At 69.4% G+C, this 14,513-nt stretch carries 14 protein-coding genes; 7 read left to right on the forward strand and 7 right to left on the reverse strand.

All coding sequences use genetic code 11. The features are described 5' to 3' along the window. Window positions 1-15: 15 nt before the first annotated feature. The gene (locus DIE16_RS04640) at window positions 16-1,005 is read left to right on the forward strand and encodes a zinc-dependent alcohol dehydrogenase family protein (RefSeq protein ID WP_124528575.1); all 990 of its coding nucleotides are present in this window, start codon (window positions 16-18) and stop codon (window positions 1,003-1,005) included. 25 nt (window positions 1,006-1,030) lie between these two features. Here the strand turns inward: DIE16_RS04640 and fnr are convergent, their stop codons facing one another. The 3 genes from fnr to DIE16_RS04655 all read right to left on the reverse strand — a co-directional run bounded on the left by fnr (window position 1,031) and on the right by DIE16_RS04655 (window position 4,880). After that, the gene (fnr, locus tag DIE16_RS04645; RefSeq protein WP_124519774.1) at window positions 1,031-1,804 is read right to left on the reverse strand and encodes a fumarate/nitrate reduction transcriptional regulator Fnr; all 774 of its coding nucleotides are present in this window, start codon (window positions 1,802-1,804) and stop codon (window positions 1,031-1,033) included. A gap of 425 nt (window positions 1,805-2,229) precedes the next feature. After that, window positions 2,230-2,877: a response regulator transcription factor gene (locus DIE16_RS04650; protein ID WP_124519775.1), complete on the reverse strand. Its 648-nt coding sequence runs from the start codon at window positions 2,875-2,877 to the stop codon at window positions 2,230-2,232. Beyond that, entirely contained in the window at window positions 2,874-4,880 is a 2,007-nt protein-coding gene (locus DIE16_RS04655; RefSeq protein ID WP_124891903.1) for a PAS domain S-box protein, read from the reverse strand. The genes DIE16_RS04650 and DIE16_RS04655 overlap by 4 nt, the downstream gene beginning before the upstream one ends. A gap of 250 nt (window positions 4,881-5,130) precedes the next feature. Between DIE16_RS04655 and DIE16_RS04660 the strand changes: the two genes are divergently transcribed. Then, window positions 5,131-5,601 (forward strand): universal stress protein, encoded by a 471-nt coding sequence (locus DIE16_RS04660; RefSeq protein ID WP_124519777.1) that lies wholly within the window; start codon window positions 5,131-5,133, stop codon window positions 5,599-5,601. Between the two features lie 52 nt (window positions 5,602-5,653). On the opposite strand, the gene DIE16_RS04665 is transcribed toward DIE16_RS04660, so the two are convergent. The 4 genes from DIE16_RS04665 to DIE16_RS04680 form a co-directional block, all read right to left on the reverse strand. Continuing rightward, window positions 5,654-6,487 (reverse strand): universal stress protein, encoded by an 834-nt coding sequence (locus DIE16_RS04665; RefSeq protein ID WP_124519778.1) that lies wholly within the window; start codon window positions 6,485-6,487, stop codon window positions 5,654-5,656. After that, complete coding sequence (locus DIE16_RS04670) at window positions 6,484-6,987, reverse strand: universal stress protein (protein WP_124891904.1); 504 nt, start codon at window positions 6,985-6,987, stop codon at window positions 6,484-6,486. Before DIE16_RS04670 ends, DIE16_RS04665 begins: the two co-directional genes overlap by 4 nt. A 69-nt stretch (window positions 6,988-7,056) precedes the next feature. Beyond that, window positions 7,057-8,259, reverse strand: coding sequence for an acetate/propionate family kinase (locus DIE16_RS04675; protein WP_124891905.1), 1,203 nt, complete (start codon window positions 8,257-8,259; stop codon window positions 7,057-7,059). 8 nt (window positions 8,260-8,267) lie between these two features. Next, a complete protein-coding gene (locus DIE16_RS04680; RefSeq protein ID WP_124891906.1) occupies window positions 8,268-9,107 on the reverse strand; it encodes a universal stress protein in 840 nt (279 codons plus the stop codon). A 190-nt stretch (window positions 9,108-9,297) separates the two neighbouring features. Here DIE16_RS04680 and DIE16_RS04685 point away from each other — a divergent pair, with 190 nt between their 5' ends. Genes DIE16_RS04685 through DIE16_RS04705 form a run of 5 tightly spaced genes read left to right on the forward strand, consistent with a single transcriptional unit; the run spans window position 9,298 to window position 14,473 of the window. Then, entirely contained in the window at window positions 9,298-9,828 is a 531-nt protein-coding gene (locus DIE16_RS04685) for a hypothetical protein (RefSeq protein WP_124891907.1), read from the forward strand. Continuing rightward, window positions 9,818-10,564: a beta-ketoacyl-ACP reductase gene (locus DIE16_RS04690; RefSeq protein ID WP_124570385.1), complete on the forward strand. Its 747-nt coding sequence runs from the start codon at window positions 9,818-9,820 to the stop codon at window positions 10,562-10,564. The genes DIE16_RS04685 and DIE16_RS04690 overlap by 11 nt, the downstream gene beginning before the upstream one ends. Further along, a complete protein-coding gene (locus DIE16_RS04695) occupies window positions 10,561-12,396 on the forward strand; it encodes an alpha/beta hydrolase (protein ID WP_124891908.1) in 1,836 nt (611 codons plus the stop codon). Before DIE16_RS04690 ends, DIE16_RS04695 begins: the two co-directional genes overlap by 4 nt. Window positions 12,397-12,404: 8 nt before the next feature. Beyond that, window positions 12,405-13,436 carry a bifunctional enoyl-CoA hydratase/phosphate acetyltransferase gene (locus DIE16_RS04700; RefSeq protein WP_124891952.1) on the forward strand — a complete coding sequence of 344 codons (1,032 nt, stop codon included), beginning with the start codon at window positions 12,405-12,407 and terminating at the stop codon, window positions 13,434-13,436. Further along, the gene (locus DIE16_RS04705) at window positions 13,433-14,473 is read left to right on the forward strand and encodes a zinc-dependent alcohol dehydrogenase family protein (protein WP_124519784.1); all 1,041 of its coding nucleotides are present in this window, start codon (window positions 13,433-13,435) and stop codon (window positions 14,471-14,473) included. The genes DIE16_RS04700 and DIE16_RS04705 overlap by 4 nt, the downstream gene beginning before the upstream one ends. The last annotated feature ends 40 nt before the right edge of the window (window positions 14,474-14,513 follow it).

Raw genomic sequence — 14,513 nt, forward strand, 5'->3', positions numbered from 1 at the left:
CGCAGGGAGGCGAGCATGCTTGCGATGATGTTTGACGGCACGACCCCGCATTTGCGCGAAGCGCGCGTGCCGGAGCCGTCGCCCGCGGCGGGCCAGCTGCTGATCGACGTACACGCATGCGGCGTCTGCCGGACCGATCTCCACGTCGTCGACGGCGACCTCGCGCACCCGAAGCTGCCGCTGATTCCGGGTCACGAAATCGTCGGGACGGTGCGCAGGCTGGGCGAAGGCGCGACGGGCTTCGCCGTCGGCGACCGGGTGGGCGTGCCGTGGCTGGGCTCGACGTGCGGGCATTGCGCGTATTGCAGGTCCGGCCGCGAGAATCTGTGCGACAGCCCCGGATTCACCGGCTATACGATCGACGGCGGCTACGCCGAGCGCGTGGTCGCCGATCACCGCTATTGCGTGCATCTGCCGCAACGCTATTCCGATCTGGAAGCCGCGCCGCTCCTGTGCGCGGGCCTGATCGGTTATCGCACCCTGCGCATGGCGGGCGACGCGCGCCGCATCGGCATCTACGGCTTCGGTGCGGCGGCCCATCTCGTCGCGCAGGTCGCGCATTGCGAAGGACGCGAGGTGTTCGCGCTGACGAAGCCCGGCGACACGGCCGCGCAGCAGCTCGCGCTGTCGCTGGGTGCGGCGTGGGCGGGCGGCAGCGACGAAGCGCCGCCGGAGCCGCTCGATGCCGCGCTGATCTTCGCGCCGGTGGGGGCGCTGGTGCCGGCCGCGCTGCGCGCGCTCGACAAGGGTGGGATCGTCGTGTGCGGCGGCATTCACATGAGCGACATCCCGGGCTTTCCGTACGCGTGGCTGTGGGGCGAGCGCCGCATCGCATCGGTGGCCAACCTGACGCGTGCGGACGCGGTCGAATTCATGCGGATCGCGGCCGCGATGCCGCTGCGGGTCGAGGCGGTGCGCTATGCGCTGACCGACGCGAACCGCGCACTCGACGACCTGCGCGGCGGGCGCGTATCGGGCGCCGCCGTGCTGGGCATGCGCGGTTGACCTGCCCGACGGCGCCGCGGCGCGCTCAGATTTGCCGCAGGCCTTCCGAATCGACGATCCGGATCTGCTTGCCTTGCGCCGCGACGAGCCCCTTGTGCTGGAACTTCGACAGCATGCGGCTGACCGTTTCGAGCTTCATGCCGAGATATTCGCCGATCTCGTCGCGCGTCATCCGCAGCACGAATTCCGCGGCCGAGTAGCCGCGTGCCTTGAAGCGCGCGGAAAGGTTCAGCAGGAACGCGGCCACCCGCTGTTCGGCGCTCATCGTGCCGAGCAGCAGCATCTGCGAGGATTCGCGCACGATCTCGCCGCCCATCATCTGGTACACGTGGTGCTGCATCGGCCGCACTTCGCGGCACATCTGCTCGAGCTGGCCGAACGGGATGATGCAGACCGTGCTGTCCTCGAGCGCGATCGCGTCGCCGTTGTGGTGCCCGGTGTACACGCCGTCGAGCCCGAGCGACTCGCCGACGATCTGGAAGCCGGTGATCTGCTCGTCGCCGTCGCGATGCATCACGATGGTCTTGAACGACCCGGTTCTCACTGCGTAGATGCTGTTGAACGCATCGCCCGCGCGAAACAGCGTTTCACCGCGCTTGACGTGGCGCGTCGTGCAGATCATCGCGTCGACGCGCGCGAAATCGTCGGGCGACAGATCGGACGGCATGCAGACGGTACGCAATGCGCACGTCGAACAGCGGGACGCGGCGCGCTTGGGCTGATCCGTCGGTTCGACGGGATGCAGCGGGATGAACGGGCGTAACGGCATGGTCGTCGAGACTTCGGCACTGCTGTGCATGATCGGCTCCAGTTCGGGGGCAGCGGCGGCTCGCCGTCGGGCGGGGTCGCGCTGGCCGTTGTACCGGCGGCTTTGGTCTCTGCCGCCTTCCTGTCGGGAAAGCCCCACCGGGCGCGCCGGGAGACCGATACACCGGTCTCGTCGATGATGCTGCCTTGGGCTCCGGGAGGCACGTTTGTGCGTTTTTCTTGATGTGCAGTATGGATGTTGCGCAACGTCAAGAAAATCAGCCGGAATTGAAGTTGCAGTAGGTGAGATGGAAGTCTTGTAGGAGGTTTCCTACAGGGGCGCGGCAACTTGTCGCGAGCGTCGCGGGCGGGTGCGGGACGCTGATGAAGGGCGGGGCGCGGCCCGCGCGGGCCCGGCCGCCGTCACCGATGCCGTCGGGACAGCCGGGCGGGGGCCGCCCGCGCCCGATGCCGCCGTCAGAGTTCGTCCGGGTCCTCGAACAGCTTGTGGCGCATCGCGTAGCGCACGAGTGCCGTGTCGTTCGGCATCTGCATCTTCTCGAGGATCCGCGTCTTGTACGTGCTGACGGTCTTGACGCTGACGCAGAGCGCCTGCGCGATCTCGGAAATCGACTCGCCGGTGGTGACGCGCCGGAACACGTCGAATTCGCGGTCGGACAGGCGCTGGTGCGGCAGGAGATCGGTCGGCTCGTTCAGGCTCTGCGCGAACTGCTCGGCCATGGTCAGGCTGACGTAGACGCCGCCGGCCGCGATCTTGGTCAACGCGGCGACCAGTTCGGCGCTGGCGCTTTCCTTGGTCATGTAGCCCGAGGCGCCCGCGCGGAATGCGCGCACCGCGTACTGCTGTTCGGCATGCATCGTCAGCACGAGGATATGCAATCCCGGCTTCTCGTCCTTGATCTGCTTGATGAGTTCGACACCGTTGCGGCCGGGCATCGACAGGTCGAGCACCAGCACGCTGGCATCCGTGTCGCGCATGAGCGCGATCGTCGAGGCACTGTCCTGCGCTTCGCCGACGACCTCGAAACCGCTCGCGCTCTGCAGGATGTGCCGAAGACCGTCCCTGACGAGTGCGTGGTCGTCGGCGATGAGTACCCTGATCATGACAGCACATCTCCTTGCTGGATGGCGTGAAGCGGCAGCGCCACGGTGATCGTGAATCCCGCACCCGGCCGGTTGTCGATCGTCACCGTCCCGTCGAGCATGTGCGCGCGCTCGCGGATCCCGATCAGGCCGAACGACGGGCGATCCTGCTCGTTGCGGGCGTGCTCCGGCGCGCCGTGACCGTTGTCCGCGATGCGCAGCATGCAATAACCGTCTTCCACTTTCAATGCCAGCGTCACGTTCGTCGCGTCCGAGTGTCGCGCGACGTTGGTCAGCGCCTCCTGCACGATGCGGAACAGCGTCGTCGCACCGGCGCCGGTGAACGCGGTATCGACGGGGGCGATGTCCCGCTCGACCGTGATCCTGTAGCGGCGCGTGAAATCGTTTGCAAGCCATTCGATCGCCGGAACGAGGCCGAGGTCGTCGAGCATCACCGGCCGCAGATCGGCCGCGATGCGCCGGACCGACGCAACGATCGAATCGATCAGGCGGTGCATGCCGCTCAGCTGCTCGCGCACGCCGGTGTTGGGGGCGACGATGCCCGCGAGCCCCAGCTCGACGGCCGACAGATCCATCTTGAGCGCGGTGAGTTGCTGGCCGAGGTCGTCGTGCAATTCGCGCGCGATCCGCGTTTTCTCTTCCTCCCGCACGTTCTGCAGGTTGGCGGACAGCTCGCGCAGTTCCTCGCGCGACCGCTTGAGCGCATTTTCCGCGCGCACCCGCTCGGTCACGTCGCGCAGCATGACCGTGTACAGCTTGCCGGTGCCGTCGCGAATCTGCGAGATCGACGCCTCGATCGGAAACTCGGTGCCGTCGGCGCGCAAGCCGAACAGCACGCGTTGCCGCCCCATCTGGCGCTCCGACACGCCCGTCACGCCGAACTGCTCGACGTGTCGCGCATGCGCGGCGCGAAAGCGCTCGGGGATGAAGCGGGACAGCGGCGCGCCGATCGCCTCCATCGCGCTGACGCCGAACACGTGTTCGGCGGCCGGGTTGAAGATCACGATCGTCTGACTCTCGTCGACGGTGATGACGGCCTCCATCGACGACCGGATGATGCCCATCATCCGCGCCTCGGTGGGTTGGCTGTCGCCGGCGGGGGCCGGCGCGCGTTTCGCGACGACCTGCCGCACGAGCGCGGCCAGCGTCAGCGAGAGCACGGTGCCGGCCAGCAGGACGGCCGTCGTCGGACCGGACGTGTCGGCGCGCGGCGCGCTGTAGCGCAGCGCGAGCGGCGTGCCGCCGAACGTCACGGAATCGGTGCGCCGGAACAGGTCGCCGGCGGCGCTCGAGTCGCCGGCCGCGTTCGAGTCGCCGGCGCCGAAGCCGCCCGCATACACCGGCGCGGCCGGATTGTCGGCCATGATTTCCACGCGCAGCCGATCGAGCACGGACGAATCGACGAGACGAGCCGGATTCAGCGCGGCATAAACGTATCCGGTCGCCGTGGCGTGCCGCGTCCCGGACGAAGCGAGGTTTTCAGCGTTCGCATAAATCGGCAGGTACAGCGTCAGCTCCGTCCGCGCGAGCGCGGCATCGGTGGCGTCCTGGATCGCGTTCGCGGCGAGCGCGACCTTGCCGGTTTCCGCCGCGCGCTGCAGCGCCTGCCGGGTCGCCTGATCGTCCTCCGCCGCGCTCGGCTCGATTCTTCCGAGGCTGCGGACCGGCGACTGCAATTCGTCCAGATTCAGGCTCGCGAGATAGCGGCGCCACGCCGCTCCGGATTGCGGCGCGGGCAGGGTCGACGCGAAGCCGCGCGCGCCGCGCAATACGGCAGCCGCACCGAGGAGGCTGCGCCGGAGGTCGGCCGTCGCGAGTGTCGCGGTTTGCGCGAACCTCGCCTGGGCGGCGTGCTGCGCCCCGTTCTGCAGTACGCGGGATGCCGCGAACGTTGCAGCCAGGCCAAGCGCCAGCGTCAGCAGCGCGGCCGCGGCTGCATATCGGGCGGGCCGAATCCGGTGCGAAGCCGGTCCGGCCTGGGGGGGAGGCGCATTCACTGTCATTGCCGTTCATCCTGACGGATTTCGTCGACGGCTGGCTGGCGGCGGGCCGGACGGGGGGCACGAAAGGCGGAGCGGGACGCAACTGCGATATCGCACGGAATTGTGCGCGTTTTGCCGACGTTCGCCAATCGGGACCGATGCGCAAGGGGGCGGCGCCGCGCGTGTTTGACCCGCGTCAACGGAGCGCCGCCTGCGAGGATCAGACTGGTTTCACGAACCGGTCGACCCCTGACGACAATTGGGAGGCGTCATGTACCAAAGGATCTTTGCGGCACTCGACGGCAGCCGTGGCGCGCGCCTCGCGCTCGACGAGGCGATCTCGCTCGCCCGCGAGTCGGGCAGTCTGGTGATCGCCATGTGCGTGGTGTCGGATGGGCCGCGGCTGGCCGACGTCGACAGCGGTTATATCGACCGGCGCGACCCGGCCGGACTGGATGCGGACAAGGCCGCGATCGCGCTCGCGGATGCGGAAACCGCGTTCCGGTTGTCGGGTGTACGCGGCATCGCGCAAACGATCGACGCGTGTGGAGAGAACGTATCGGACGTGCTGGCGCGTGCCGCCGCCGAATGCGACGCGGACCTGATCGTGATGGGCACGCATGGCCGGCGCGGCGTGCGCCGCGCGTTGCTCGGCAGCGTCGCCGAATCGCTGGTGCGTATCGCGGACCGGCCGGTGCTGGTCGTCCGGGAGGGGCCGGGCGCGTGTGCCGGCATGTTGTGACGGTCGTGACGGGACGAGGGCAGCCGCGAGCGGCTGCCCCGTTTTCGTTCGCTCAGTGAGACAGCAGGACCGGCACCGTCATCGTTTCGAGGATCGTGCGCGTCGCGCCGCCCAGCACGCGTTCATGCATGCGCGCATGGCTGTACAGGCCCATCACCAGCAGATCCGCATGCAGGTCGGTCACCCGGTTCAGCAGCGTCGCGCCCACGCTCACAGGCCGTTCGCGCGGCGTGCTCGAGAACGACGCGCGAATGCCGTGCCGTTCGAGATACGCGGCGACGTCGACGCCTGCCGGCGTCTTGTCCGGATCGGGTTGCCCGCGGGCGACCGTCTCGACGTTGACGAAACGCGCGCGGGCGAGCAGCGGCAGCGCGTCGGCCATCGCGCGGGCGGCTTCGCGCCCGCCGTCCCAGCCGATCAGCACGTTCTCGCCGAGCGTGCGCACGTCGCCCGCGTACGGCACGACGAGCGCCGGGCGTCCGCTGCCCATCACGACGTCCTCGACGAAGTGACGTGCGACGTAGGTCAGGCGGTCGTCGGGGTTTTCCTGGCCGAGCACCAGCAGATCGGCGTGGCGCGCGTGCAGGACCGCGGCCTCTGTCGCGTTGCCGGTCGGCGCCCGCCATTCGACGCTGCGTCCGGCGCGTTCGGCGGCGCTCAGGAATTTTTCTTCCGCTTCCTTGCGCCGCTGTTCGCACAGGCGTTCGTAGACGGCCAGCTTCAGCGGTTCGTCCGGCCGCCGCAACGGCTCGAGGAGGTCCTGGCAGACCACGTAGAGGCCGATCAGATGGGCGTTCCAGCGTCCCGCGAGTTCGAGCGCGAGGTCGACGCGCGTCGCACAGCGCTCGCTGTCGTCGAGATGGACGAGCAGGGTCTTGTAGCTCATGACGGCTCCTTTTCGGTTGATGCCACGGTGGTTTCGGCGGGCGCCTGCGCGGCGCAGCTTGCCGGTATCATCAGGACCGGGCACGTGGCCTGACGCAGCACGCGCTCGGCGACGCTGCCGAGGAACAGGCGCCGGAAACCGCGCCGGCCATGCGTGCCCATCACGATCAGGTCGGCGCCGGTCTCGCCGGCGAGACCGACGATCCGGTGCGCAACGTCTTCGCCGGCCGGCGCGACGTTGTAGATCTGCGACGTGCCGGCCACGTCGCGCGCTTTCATGCGGCGTGCCGCATCCTCCGTGACACGCAGTCCTTCCTCGCGAAATGCATCGATCAGGATCGACGGATCGTATCCGTACGTGTCGTAGGCCGGCACCAGGAAGTCGACGACGTAGACCGGGGTCAGCCGCGCACCCGTCTCCGCCGCGAGGTTCAGCGCGGCGTCGAGTGCGCGGGACGACGTATCGCTGCCGTCGAGCGCGACCAGAATGTTCGAGTACATGACGTTTCCCTTCAACGGATGCCGATGGAATCATCATCGGCGCGTATGCGCCGCTCGCGCTGATCTGGATCAAGCGTCGCGATTGGCGCGCAGCACGCGCACCGCGGCGCGCGCCGCGACCCACGCCTCGTTGGTCGGCTCGACGACCACCGTGACCGCACTCGACGCGCACGACACGACATGCGCATGATCGGCATTCGCGCGCGCGTCGAGCACGATGCCGAGCCAGCCGAGCGACGCGCAGATCCGCTCGCGCAACACCGCCGAGTGTTCGCCGATGCCGGCCGTGAACACCAGCATGTCGAGGCCGCCGAGCAGCGCGGTCAGCGCGCCGGTCTCGCGCACGATGCGATGGACGTACAGCGCCAGCGCATCGCGGGCAGCTTCGTCCCCGGCCGCCTCGCGCGCGAGCAGCACGCGCGGGTCGCCCGACGCGCCCGACACGCCCTTGAGCCCCGATTCGTGATACAGCATGTGTCCCAGCTCGTCGCCGGACAGCTTGCCGGCCTCGAGCAGGTGCAGGACGACACCGGGATCGAGCGTTCCGCTGCGCGTGCCCATCATCAATCCGTCGAGCGCCGAGAAGCCCATGGTCGTCGCGACGCTGCGGCAGTCGCGCAGCGCGCACAGGCTCGCGCCGCTGCCGAGATGGGCGGCGATCACGCGGCCGTGCGCACGGGCGCCGAACGACTCGTCGAGCGCGACGGACAGGTATTCGTACGACAGCCCGTGGAATCCGTAGCGGCGCACGCCCTGGTCGAACCACGCATGCGGCAGCGGCAGCAGCTGCTCGACGCGCGGCAGCGTGCGATGAAACGCCGTGTCGAACACGGCGATCTGCGGGACGTCCGGAAACGCGTCGCGCAGCACGTCGATCGCATCGAGGCTGTGCGGCTGATGCAGCGGCGCGAGCGGCGTCAGCGTGCGCAGCGCGTCCAGCACGTCGTCGTCGACGAGCATCGGCTCCACGTAGCGTGCGCCGCCGTGCACGACGCGATGCGCGATCGCGCCCAGCGTGACGTGCGGCAACTTCACGCGGATCCACGCCGCGATCCGCGCGAGCACGGCGCGGTAGGGATCGTCCGCCGTGCCGAGCGGCAGCGAACCGTCCGGCTCGGCGTCGTAGCGGATCGACACGCTGTTGCCGGCCGCGACCGCTTCGCCCTCGTGCAGCGGCCGCCGCGCGGGGTCGCCGTGCGGCGGGTAGGCAAAGAGCGCGAACTTCACGCTCGACGAACCGGCATTGACGACGAGCAGGGCGAGCGTACGCATCGGCCGGCTCAGTGCGACATCAGCACCGGCAGCGTCATCGACGCCAGCACCGTGCGGGTGGCGCCGCCCATCACCAGCTCGCGCCAGCGCGGATGGCCATAGGCGCCCATCACGAGGAGGTCGGAACCCGTTTCATACGCGCGCGACAGCAACGTATCGCCGACCGTCGGGCCGGCACCGGTATCGATTTCGAGCACGTTCACGTCGCGTGCGTGGCGCGCCAGCATCAGCGCGGCGTCGGCGGCCGGAATGCGCGTGGCCGCCGCTTCCGAAGCGCCATCGACCACGGCGGCGACCGTCGCGCGCTTCGCGTGTTCGAGAAAGGGCAGCGCGTCGTGCGCGGCGCGGGCCGCTTCCCGGCTGCCGTCCCACGCGATGAACACCCGCTCGCCGATCGACGGGAATTCGCCCGTGTACGGCACGAGCAGCACCGGGCGGCCGGCGGACAACACGAGGTTCTCCGGAAACTGGTCGTCGATGTAGGTCTCGGGATCGTTCGGGTCGCTCTGGCCCGCGATCACGAGGTCGGCCAGGCGTGCGGCGCGCGGCACGGCCAGGTTCGCGCGCTCGTCGGCTCGCACCCACGCGGCCGGCACTTTCGCGCGGGCCGTTTCGGCGTGGAACAGGCGTTCCAGCGCGGCGAGCCGCTCGTCGCGCTGTGCGCGTTGCTCGCGGAAGTAATCGGCGGACCCGGCCATCACGTAGAACGAATGCGGCTCCGGCGTGTAGACCGCGAACAGGCCGGTCAGGTGCGCACCGAAGCGCCGCGCGAGGCGCAGCGCGAACTCGAGGCGCGAATGCGCGCGGGCGCTCGTATCGAGGTGCACGACTATGCTCTTGTAGCTCATCGGAATCGCTCCATCGACGGGGGAACCGCCAGTGCAATCCAGTCTACGGAGCAGGGTTTCCGCGTACTTGACTCAGATCAACGGCTCCCCTGCGCGATGCCCGCACAGTGAAGCGGTCGCGATGCCGATCCCGGGCAGGCGGCACGAGGCGCGATGCCAACCCATTGACCGGATCGAACGAGGGACGCCGATGAGTACGTACGCTTTGACGACACCGAACGACGCTTGCCGCGCGGGCTGCGATCTCGCGCTGCGCATGGTCGCGCTGAATAGCGACTGGCAGCATGAATGGCATGCGCTGGCAGGGCGGCGCATCGAGCGGGACCGCGCCGCGGTTCGCCACCTGCAGCAGGCGCTTGCGGACACGAAAGAGTGGCCGGCCTTCGGCGAGGCGACCCGGCAGGTGATGCGCGACTACGCGATCGCGAGCGTCGCGATCTGGCAGGATGCCGCCGAGCTGTGCATGCGTGCGCAATACGAGAACGCCGGCGCATGGCGCACCTGGTTGCGCGAATACGGCGCGGGCGCGATGTCGCGTTATCAGACCGACTGGCTGCCCGACCTGGGGCGACTGGCGGTGGTCAACGAAGCCAGCATGCCGTGGGCCGACTGGATGACGGCGCTGGAGCGCGGGATCGAGGACGCGGACGACGGGGCGCCGGTTGCCGTGCGCCGCCTGAACGGCACGACCGGCGCGCAGGAGAACGACCATGTGCGCTGATCGGGTCGCGTTCGTCACGGGCGGCATGGGGGGCCTCGGCGCCGCGATCAGCCGTCGCCTGCACGATGCGGGCATGACGGTGGCGGTGTCGCATACGGAGCGCAACGACCACGTCGCGACATGGCTCACGCACGAACGCGAGGCGGGCCGGACGTTCCACGCGTTCGAGGTCGACGTCGCCGACTACGATTCGTGCCAGCACTGCGCGGCACGCGTGCTGGCCGAGTTCGGGCGCGTCGACGTGCTCGTCAACAACGCCGGTGTCACGCAGGACGCCACCTTCGTGAAGATGACCAAGAGCATGTGGGACGCGGTGCTGCGCACCAACCTCGACGGCATGTTCAACATGACGAAGCCGTTCGTGCCGGGCATGATCGAGGCGGGCTTCGGGCGGATCGTGAACATCGGCTCGGTGAACGGTTCGCGCGGCGCATACGGGCAGGCGAACTACGCGGCCGCGAAGGCCGGCATCCACGGCTTCACGAAGGCGCTGGCGCTCGAGCTCGCGCGCCACGGCGTGACGGTCAACACGGTGGCCCCGGGCTATCTGGCGACCGCGATGCTCGAGACGGTGCCGAAGGAAGTGCTCGACGCGAAGATCCTGCCGCAGATCCCGGTCGGCCGCCTCGGCAATCCCGACGAGATCGCCGAGCTCGTCGCGTTCCTGTGTTCCGACGCGGGGGCTTTCGCGACCGGCGCGGAATTCGATGTCAACGGCGGCATGCACATGCGATGAACGGATCCGTCATGCGCATGCCGATCGAGCACGAGTCGATGCGGCCAACGGCTACGAACGTACCGGCGTCGCGTTCGGCCGGATGCACGCCGGCCCGGTCGTCGCCCGCCGACGAATGGAACCGCGCCGCGCATGCGAACGTGGCCGCGATGACGTTCGGGCTGTCGCCCGTGTCGCTCGCGCTGGCCACGCTCGACTGGGGCGCCCATCTGGCCGTGTCGCCGGGAAAATGCTACGAGCTTGCGACGCAGGCGTGGCTGGCTGCCGTGGCACCCGCGGCCAACCCGGAAGGCGAAGGCGAGGGCGAGGGCGAGGCCGACGATGCCGGCGCGGGCGGCCTGGCCGTGCACGCCGGGCAGGCCGATGCGCGCTTCGCCGCGCCCGCGTGGTCCGGATGGCCGTTTCGCGCGTACCGCGACGGCTTCCTGTCGATCCAGCGCTGGTGGCGCGACGCGACGCGCGGCGTGCCGGGCGTCGAACGGCATCACGAGGAACTGGTCGGATTCGTCGCGCGACAGTGGCTCGACGCATGCTCGCCGGGCAATTTCCTTGCGACCAACCCGGTCGTGCTCGACGCGACGATGCGCAGCGGCGGCGCGAATCTCGCGGCAGGCTGGCGGCACTGGCTGGAAGACGCGCACGCGCTGCTCGAGCGCACGCACGGCACGCGGGCCCGCGATACGCGCGCCTATCTGCCGGGGCGCGACGTGGCGATCACGCCGGGCCGCGTCGTCTGGCGCAACGCGTTGTGCGAGCTGCTGCAATACGACCCGACGACGGCCGGTGTGGCACGCGAGCCGATCCTGATCGTGCCGTCGTGGATCATGAAGTACTACATCCTCGACCTGCAGCCGCACGATTCGCTGATCCGCTTCCTGGTCGATGCCGGCTACACGGTGTTTGCCGTGTCGTGGCGCAATCCGGGCGCGGAAGCGCGCGAGCTCGGGCTCGACGATTATCTGCGCGACGGGTGCATGGCGGCGCTCGACGCCGCGCGCTCGATCTGCGGCGAAGCGGTCCACGCGGTCGGCTACTGCCTCGGCGGCACGCTGCTGGCGATCGGCGCGGCGGCGCTCGCGCGCGACGGCCGCCAACACGAGGCGTTGCGCTCCGTCACGTTGCTCGCGGCCCAGACCGATTTCAGCGAACCCGGCGAACTCGGCCTCTTCATCGACGCGAGCGAACTGTCCGCGCTCGATGCGCTGATGTGGCGGCAGGGCTACCTGGACGGCGCGCAGATGTCCGCCGCGTTCCAGCTGCTGAACGCGCGCGACCTGATCTGGTCGCGCATGATGAGCGAGTACCTGCTCGGCACGCGCACGAAGCCGAACGATCTGATGTCGTGGAACGAGGACACCACGCGCATGCCGTACCGGATGCATACGGAATACCTGACGCGCCTCTTTCTCGACAACGATCTCGCGGCCGGCCGCTACTGCGTCGACGGGCGGCCGGTCGCGCTGTCGGATATCGACGTGCCGACGTTCGTGGTCGGGACCGAGCGCGATCACGTGTCGCCCTGGCGTTCCGTCTACAAGCTCCATCTGCTCACGCACCACGCGCTGACGTTCGTGCTGACCTCCGGCGGCCACAATGCCGGGATCGTGTCCGAACCCGGCCATCCGGGACGCCACTATCGCTGCGCGACGCGCGAGCCCGGCGCGCCTTACCGCAACCGGCGCGACTTCGTGAGCGAAACGCCCGCGCTCGACGGATCGTGGTGGACGTGCTGGCGCGACTGGCTGCACGCGCATTCGTCGGGTGAGGTGCCCGCACGCGTGCCGGCCGCCGGCTTCGGCGCGGCGCCCGGCAGCTACGTGCTGGAGACCTGAATATGAACCTGAACCTGAACCTGCATCCGGATCTGTCCGCCGGCGCGTGCCTGCCCGGCCTGTTGCCGCGCGCGGACGGCGAACTGCCCGCCCTGATCGCGCGTGCGCGCCATGCGCCGCCGCTGACGGTGGTCGTCGTGCATCCGTGCGACACGGCCAGCCTCGTCGCGCTTGCCGCGCTCAACGCGTCGCCGCTGGGCGCATCGATCGAACCGCTGATCGTCGCGCCGCGCGCGAAGGTGTTGCGCGTGGCGAGCGAAGCGGGCGTCGATCTCGCGAAATGGACGATCGAGGACGTTCCCCACAGCCACGCGGCGGCGGCCCGCGCGGTGGCACTCGCGGCGTCGGGCCGCGCCGGCGCGCTGATGAAGGGCAGCCTGCACACGGACGAACTGATGGGGGCCGTCGTCGCCGCGGAATCGGGCCTGCGCACCGACAAGCGCATGTCTCACTGCTTCCTCATCGAGGCGCCGGCGTATCCGCGGCCGTTCATCCTGACCGACGCCGCGGTGAACATCGCACCGGATCTCGCGCAGAAGGCGGCCATCACGCAGAACGCGATCGACGTCGCGCATGCGCTGGGCGTCGCGCGCCCGCGCGTCGCGGTGCTGTGCGCGGTCGAGACCGTCAATCCGGCGATGCGTTCGACGCTCGACGCGGCGTCCCTCGCGAAGATGGCCGAGCGCGGGCAGATCACGGGGGCGGTCGTCGACGGCCCGCTCGCGTTCGACAACGCGATATCGCAACGGGCCGCACGCGAGAAGGGGATCGACTCGCCGGTTGCCGGCCGTGCCGACATCCTCGTCGTGCCCGATATCGAAGCGGGCAACATGCTCGCGAAACAGCTCGAATACCTGGGCGGCGCCGCGAACGCGGGCGTCGTCGTAGGCGCGCGCGTGCCGATCGTGCTGACGAGCCGCGCCGACGGCGTCGCCGTCCGGGTCGCGTCCTGCGCGCTCGCGGTGTTGCTGGCACAGGTCCGGCATGACGCCGCGCCGATGCCTGAACAGGCCCCCCTTTCGATGGAGGAATTGCGATGAAAGCACTCGTGTACCACGGCCCCGGGCGCAAGGCGCTCGAACGGCGGCCCAAACCGGAACTGCAGTCGCCCACCGACGCGATCGTCCGCGTGACGCGCACGACGATCTGCGGCACCGATCTGCACATCCTCAAGGGCGACGTGCCGACGTGCGAACCGGGCCGCGTCCTCGGCCATGAAGGCGTGGGCATCGTCGAGCAGGTCGGCGCGGCGGTCGATTCGCTGAAGCCGGGCGACCACGTGCTGATTTCGTGCATCTCGTCGTGCGGCCGCTGCGAGTACTGCCGCCGCGGACTGTATTCGCATTGCACGACCGGCGGCTGGATCCTCGGCAACCGGATCGACGGCACGCAGGCCGAGTTCGTGCGCATCCCGCATGCGCCGACCAGCCTGTACCGGATCCCGGCCGGCGCGGACGAGGACGCGCTCGTGATGCTGTCCGACATCCTGCCGACCGGATTCGAATGCGGCGTGCTGAACGGCAAGGTGCAGCCGGGCTGCTCGGTCGCGATCGTCGGCGCGGGGCCGATCGGGCTGGCGGCGTTGCTGACCGCGCAGTTCTATTCGCCCGCGCGGATCATCATGATCGACCCGGACGGCAACCGGCTCGAGGTCGCGCGGCGCTTCGGCGCGACCGACTGCATCGACGGCCACGGCGGCGACCCGGTCGCGGAAGTGATGAAGCTGACCGACGGCGTCGGCGTGGATTGCGCGATCGAAGCGGTCGGCATTCCGGCGACGTTCGAGATGTGCACGTCGCTCGTGGCGCCTGGCGGGGTCGTCGCGAACGTCGGCGTGCACGGCGTCAAGGCCGATCTGCACCTCGAGAAGCTGTGGGATCGCAACATCTCGATCACGACGCGGCTCGTCGACACGGTCAGCACGCCGATGCTGCTGAAGACGGTAGGCGCCGGGCGCCTCGATCCGGCGCGCCTGATCACGCACCGGTTCTCGCTCGACGACGTGGAAAGCGCGTACGACACGTTCGGGCGCGCCGCGCAGACCCACGCGCTGAAGGTCATCATCGAAATCGGCTGAATGCCGGGCCGCGCGTGGCGGAAACCGGGTGCTTCCGCCG

Source organism: Burkholderia sp. Bp9090 (assembly GCF_003857985.1).
Classification (GTDB): domain Bacteria; phylum Pseudomonadota; class Gammaproteobacteria; order Burkholderiales; family Burkholderiaceae; genus Burkholderia.

Bases quoted from the DNA above. Each gene is read 5' to 3' on its own strand.
- DIE16_RS04640 (WP_124528575.1), top strand. From the start codon at position 16: ATGCTTGCGATGATGTTTGACGGCACGACCCCGCATTTGCGCGAAGCG.
- fnr (WP_124519774.1), bottom strand. From the start codon at position 1,804: ATGCACAGCAGTGCCGAAGTCTCGACGACCATGCCGTTACGCCCGTTC.
- DIE16_RS04650 (WP_124519775.1), bottom strand. From the start codon at position 2,877: ATGATCAGGGTACTCATCGCCGACGACCACGCACTCGTCAGGGACGGT.
- DIE16_RS04655 (WP_124891903.1), bottom strand. From the start codon at position 4,880: ATGACAGTGAATGCGCCTCCCCCCCAGGCCGGACCGGCTTCGCACCGG.
- DIE16_RS04660 (WP_124519777.1), top strand. From the start codon at position 5,131: ATGTACCAAAGGATCTTTGCGGCACTCGACGGCAGCCGTGGCGCGCGC.
- DIE16_RS04665 (WP_124519778.1), bottom strand. From the start codon at position 6,487: ATGAGCTACAAGACCCTGCTCGTCCATCTCGACGACAGCGAGCGCTGT.
- DIE16_RS04670 (WP_124891904.1), bottom strand. From the start codon at position 6,987: ATGTACTCGAACATTCTGGTCGCGCTCGACGGCAGCGATACGTCGTCC.
- DIE16_RS04675 (WP_124891905.1), bottom strand. From the start codon at position 8,259: ATGCGTACGCTCGCCCTGCTCGTCGTCAATGCCGGTTCGTCGAGCGTG.
- DIE16_RS04680 (WP_124891906.1), bottom strand. From the start codon at position 9,107: ATGAGCTACAAGAGCATAGTCGTGCACCTCGATACGAGCGCCCGCGCG.
- DIE16_RS04685 (WP_124891907.1), top strand. From the start codon at position 9,298: ATGAGTACGTACGCTTTGACGACACCGAACGACGCTTGCCGCGCGGGC.
- DIE16_RS04690 (WP_124570385.1), top strand. From the start codon at position 9,818: ATGTGCGCTGATCGGGTCGCGTTCGTCACGGGCGGCATGGGGGGCCTC.
- DIE16_RS04695 (WP_124891908.1), top strand. From the start codon at position 10,561: ATGAACGGATCCGTCATGCGCATGCCGATCGAGCACGAGTCGATGCGG.
- DIE16_RS04705 (WP_124519784.1), top strand. From the start codon at position 13,433: ATGAAAGCACTCGTGTACCACGGCCCCGGGCGCAAGGCGCTCGAACGG.